The sequence below is a fragment of the Sphingomonas bacterium genome, from assembly GCF_903643065.1.
Taxonomy (GTDB): Bacteria; Pseudomonadota; Alphaproteobacteria; order Sphingomonadales; family Sphingomonadaceae; genus Sphingomonas.
Genome location: NZ_CAHJWX010000254.1, coordinates 1 through 4,257, shown reverse-complemented (window position 1 = coordinate 4,257; position 4,257 = coordinate 1). Strand labels below are relative to the sequence as shown.

Here is a 4,257-nt window from a genome sequence, read left to right as displayed (position 1 = left end):
CACGCCAGCCGCTCCGCGTCGCCGGCGAACCAGGGCTGCGCGTCCGCCCGCAGCAGCATCGCGCCCGCCGCGGCGGCGAGCACGGTCGATACCAAGCCGATCGCGGTGCCCGGGGCGTTGGGCGACACCCCGCGCGCGAGCTGGACCAGCGCCCACAGTCCGATCAGCACCCCCACCGCTTCCGTCACGAGCACCAGCCATTTGCCCGCCTGGCTCCGCGCGCGCGAGACCAGCCACCAGAACAGCACGGACACGAGCACCACCACGACGAGCCAGCCGATCGCGGCGCCCGTGATCACCGGACCCATCGCCGGGTTCGCCTGAACCGCCGGCTGTTCCAGCATCACGGCCTGCATCTTGCCCCAGGAGAACGCGGCATTGACGACATAGACCAGGATCGAGAGGAGATAGAGCCGGTCGAACAAGGTGATGGCGGCGGGACGGGGCAAGGCGGACACTCCGGTTAGGCGACGCCCATCCTGCCCGTCAGGTGGCGGTGAAGTCCAGTCCGATATCGGCTGCCGGCGCCGACTGGGTGAGCCGGCCGACGCTGACGAAGGTGACGCCGGTCTCGCCGATCGCGCGGATCGTCGCCAGCGTCACGCCGCCCGATGCCTCCGTCGGCACGCGCCCGCCGACCAGCGTCACCGCGCCGCGCAAGGTGGGCGGGTCCATGTTGTCGAGCAGCAGGCGCGTGGCGCCCGCGGCGAGCGCGGGCTCGATCTGGTCCACCCGATCGACCTCGACGATCACCTGCCCGATCCCGGCCGCGACCGCGCGACGCACCGCCTCCGCCACCCCGCCCGCGACCGCGACGTGATTGTCCTTGATCATCGCCGCGTCCCACAACCCCATGCGGTGATTGGTCGCGCCGCCCATCCGCGTCGCGTATTTCTCCAGCACGCGCAGCCCGGGCAGCGTCTTGCGGGTGTCGAGCAGCGTCGCGCCCGTTCCGAGCAGCCGATCGGCATGGGCGCGGGTCAGCGTCGCGATGCCCGACAGGTGCTGCACCACGTTGAGCGCCGAGCGCTCGGCGGCGAGCAGCGCGCGGCCGAGGCCAGCCACGCGTAACAGCTCGGTGCCGGGGGCGACCCGCGCGCCGTCCTCGACCAGCCGTTCGATCGTCACCGCCGGGTCGAGCGCGCGGAAGAACGCCGCCGCGATCGGCAACCCCGCGACGGTGATCGCGTCGCGGCTGGCCATGACGCCGGTGAAGCGCGCGTCGCCCGGGATCACGGCGGCGGAGGTGATGTCGCCCGCCGCCCCCAGATCCTCCGCCAGCGTCGCGGCGACGAAACGGTCGAGATCGAAGCCGGGCAGGTCCATGCGCGGCCGCTAGCCGAGCGCGTCGCGCGGCGCCAGCGTGAGGCCGATGCATGGTCGATCGTCCAACGCAGGCCATTCCCGGCCTCGACGGTCGCCGGACGGGCGCCACGCAAAGCGGCCCGGCGCAAGGCCGGGCCGGAGGGGCGCATAGGGAGCTTCACCTAGCGTTCGTGGCAATCAGCCGCTGGCGGGTAGCGGGCCGGCGGTGTCGCCACACCCGGTCCGCGCCAGCTTGTCGGTCAGAGCGTGTTGCCGGCGGTGGCGGTGTTGTCGACGGCGGTGTCGTTGCCGAGCGGGTCGCCGGCGCCGGTGGACAGATTACCGCTCGTGTCGTCCGGCGCCACCGCCTCGCTGTTCAGGTCGGCGGAGCCGCCGGCATTGGCGTCGAGGCTGTCGCCGGCGTTGAGCGTCACGTCGCTGGCGGCGGTCGCGTCGTCATGCTTGGCGCAGGCGGACAGGCCCAGCGCGACGGCGGCGGCGAGCGGCAGGAGGGCGGTGATCTTCATTGAACGAACTCCAGGATCGGTGCGACTCCGCGTCTGGCGGGTGCCGCCGCCCGCTAGCGTCCTGCCGCGACCGGCGATCAGGAGAAAAACTTGGGCGATGCCAAGCCGGCCTCGTCAGTCGCCGGTCACTCGCGCCGAACCCACATCGCCCTGCCCCACCGTGGCGCTCGCCATCGCCAGCATCGCGTCGAGGCTCTGCTTGGCGCGCAGCCGCAAGCCTTCCTCGATCTCGATGCGCGGCGTCAGGTCGCGCAGCGCGACGTAGAGTTTCTCCATCGTGTTGAGCGCCATGTACGGGCAGATGTTGCAATTGCAGTTCCCGTCCGCCCCCGGCGCGCCGATGAAGCGCTTGGCAGGCATCGCCTTTTCCATCTGGTGGATGATGTGCGGCTCGGTGGCGACGATCAGCGTATCGCCCGGCATCGCCCGCGCGAACTCCAGGATGCCGCGCGTCGAGCCGACGTAATCGGCGTGGTCGAGGATCACGGCCGGGCATTCCGGATGCGCCGCGACGGGCGCGCCGGGATGGAGCGCCTTGAGCTTGAGCAGCTCCGTCTCGCTGAACGCCTCGTGGACGATGCACACGCCCGGCCACAGAATCAGCTCGCGCCCGGTCTTGCGCTGGAGATAGCCGCCCAGGTTGCGGTCGGGCCCGAAGATGATCGGCCGCGACGCGGGGATCTGCGCCAGGATCGTCTCGGCGGACGAGGAGGTGACGATGATGTCGCTGAGCGCCTTCACCTCGGTCGAGCAGTTGATGTAGGTCAGCGCGATCGCGTCGGGATGCTGGCGGCGGAAGGCGGCAAATTGGTCGGGCGGGCACGAATCCTCCAGGCTGCAGCCGGCGTCCATGTCGGGCAGCACCACCACCTTGTCCGGCGACAGGATCTTCGCCGTTTCCGCCATGAAGCGCACGCCGCAAAAGGCGATCACGTCCGCGTCCGTCGCCGCCGCGCGGCGCGACAGGTCGAGGCTGTCGCCGACATAATCCGCCAGGTCCTGCAGCTCGGGCTTCTGGTAGTAATGCGCGAGGATCACCGCGTTGCGCTCGCGGCGGAGGCGGTCGATCTCGCCACGAAGATCGACGCCGGTGAGGTTGAGATTGATCGCGGTCATCGCCCTCATTTAGGGTCGGCGTGCAACCCGCGCCAGCGTTCGCCCGTCCGCGCGATCATCCCGCGCCGCTCCAGATCGATGAGGTGCGCGAGCACCGAGCGCTCGGCGGCGGGCAGCAGGCGCGGATCGAGGCCGGTATACATGCGCGCGGTCATCGCCGGGATCGCGGATGGCGCATCGCCGAGCAGACGCAGGATCTGTCCTTCGCGCTGCTTGCGATGGCCCAGCAGCCCGCGCACGAGGCGGGCGGGCTTGTCGATCAGGGCGCCATGGCCGGGATAATAGACCCGGTCCTCGCGCCCGATCAGCTTCTCCAGCGACGCCATATACGCCGCCATGTCGCCATCGGGAGGCGAGACGATCGAGGTGGACCAGCCCATGACATGATCGCCCGAGAACAGCGCGCCCGTCTCGGGCAGGGCAAAGGCGAGGTGATTGGAGGTGTGGCCGGGGGTCGCCAGCGCGCGCAAGGTCCAGCCCTCGCCCGTCACCGCCTCGCCATCGGCGAGCACGCGGTCCGGCGCATAGTCGATGTCGAAGGCGGCGTCGGCGCGCGGGCTGCCGTCATCGACGAACACCGGCGCGGCGCCGATGATCGGCGCGCGGGTCGCGGCGGCGAGCGGGCGGCTGCAGGGGCTATGATCGCGATGGTGGTGGGTGATGACGATCGCGGTGACGGGCCGGCCGGCGATCGCGGCGAGCAACGCGCCGAGGTGCGTGGGATCGTCCGGGCCGGGATCGATGACGGCGAGGTCGGTCGTCCCCACCAGATGCGTCTGCGTGCCCGTATGGGTGAACGGCGACGGATTGGGCGCGAGTAGCCGCGTCACCAGCGGTTCGAGGAGGATGAGCGTGCCGGCGGGAGCCTCTGGCATGGACGGCGGCATGGCCGGTCGGGTGGCGATTGGCAACCGCTCTCCGGGGCGGAGAGGTGGGGCGCGCGAGGCTTGGTGACGGAGCAGGTCCCGGGCGCCATCATCGGCCCGTGCCTGGGCTTGTAGACCAGCGGTGCCCCTGGGCGTCGACCCGCTTTACAGCCGCCCTGCCCGCCCCGACCCCATTAACCAGCGTGATCCGCCGCCGGCCTTGCCTCGCGTCGATTGGCCCCGGACCTGCACCTCCCACGTCGCCGAACGCGCGGAGGTCTTTTTCCACGCTTCAGACGGGTGGGCCGGCCGCGGCGAGCGCGGGCCGGTCCACCCGCACCCGGCGCCTGAGCCGAGTCCTCGCGCGCGCCCCCGGATAAATGTCGTCGAACAGCGGGTCGAACGTCCGTCGCCAGCTGAACCGCGCCTCGACATGCGCGCGC

The 4,257-nt window shown here is 71.2% G+C and carries 5 protein-coding genes; all 5 read right to left on the bottom strand.

What is annotated here, in order from left to right:
- Positions 1-449: hypothetical protein (locus tag HUU95_RS09705; protein WP_174279928.1), on the bottom strand; the 449-nt coding region annotated here is incomplete at its 3' end.
- Positions 450-486: 37 nt separating this feature from the next.
- The gene (gene nadC, locus HUU95_RS09700; RefSeq protein WP_174279927.1) at positions 487-1,326 is read right to left on the bottom strand and encodes a carboxylating nicotinate-nucleotide diphosphorylase; all 840 of its coding nucleotides are present in this window, start codon (positions 1,324-1,326) and stop codon (positions 487-489) included.
- Between the two features lie 239 nt (positions 1,327-1,565).
- Complete coding sequence (locus HUU95_RS09695) at positions 1,566-1,832, bottom strand: hypothetical protein (RefSeq protein ID WP_174279926.1); 267 nt, start codon at positions 1,830-1,832, stop codon at positions 1,566-1,568.
- 114 nt (positions 1,833-1,946) lie between these two features.
- A complete protein-coding gene (nadA, locus tag HUU95_RS09690; protein ID WP_174279925.1) occupies positions 1,947-2,948 on the bottom strand; it encodes a quinolinate synthase NadA in 1,002 nt (333 codons plus the stop codon).
- 5 nt (positions 2,949-2,953) lie between these two features.
- A complete protein-coding gene (locus HUU95_RS09685; RefSeq protein ID WP_174279924.1) occupies positions 2,954-3,823 on the bottom strand; it encodes an MBL fold metallo-hydrolase in 870 nt (289 codons plus the stop codon).
- Positions 3,824-4,257 lie beyond the last annotated feature (434 nt).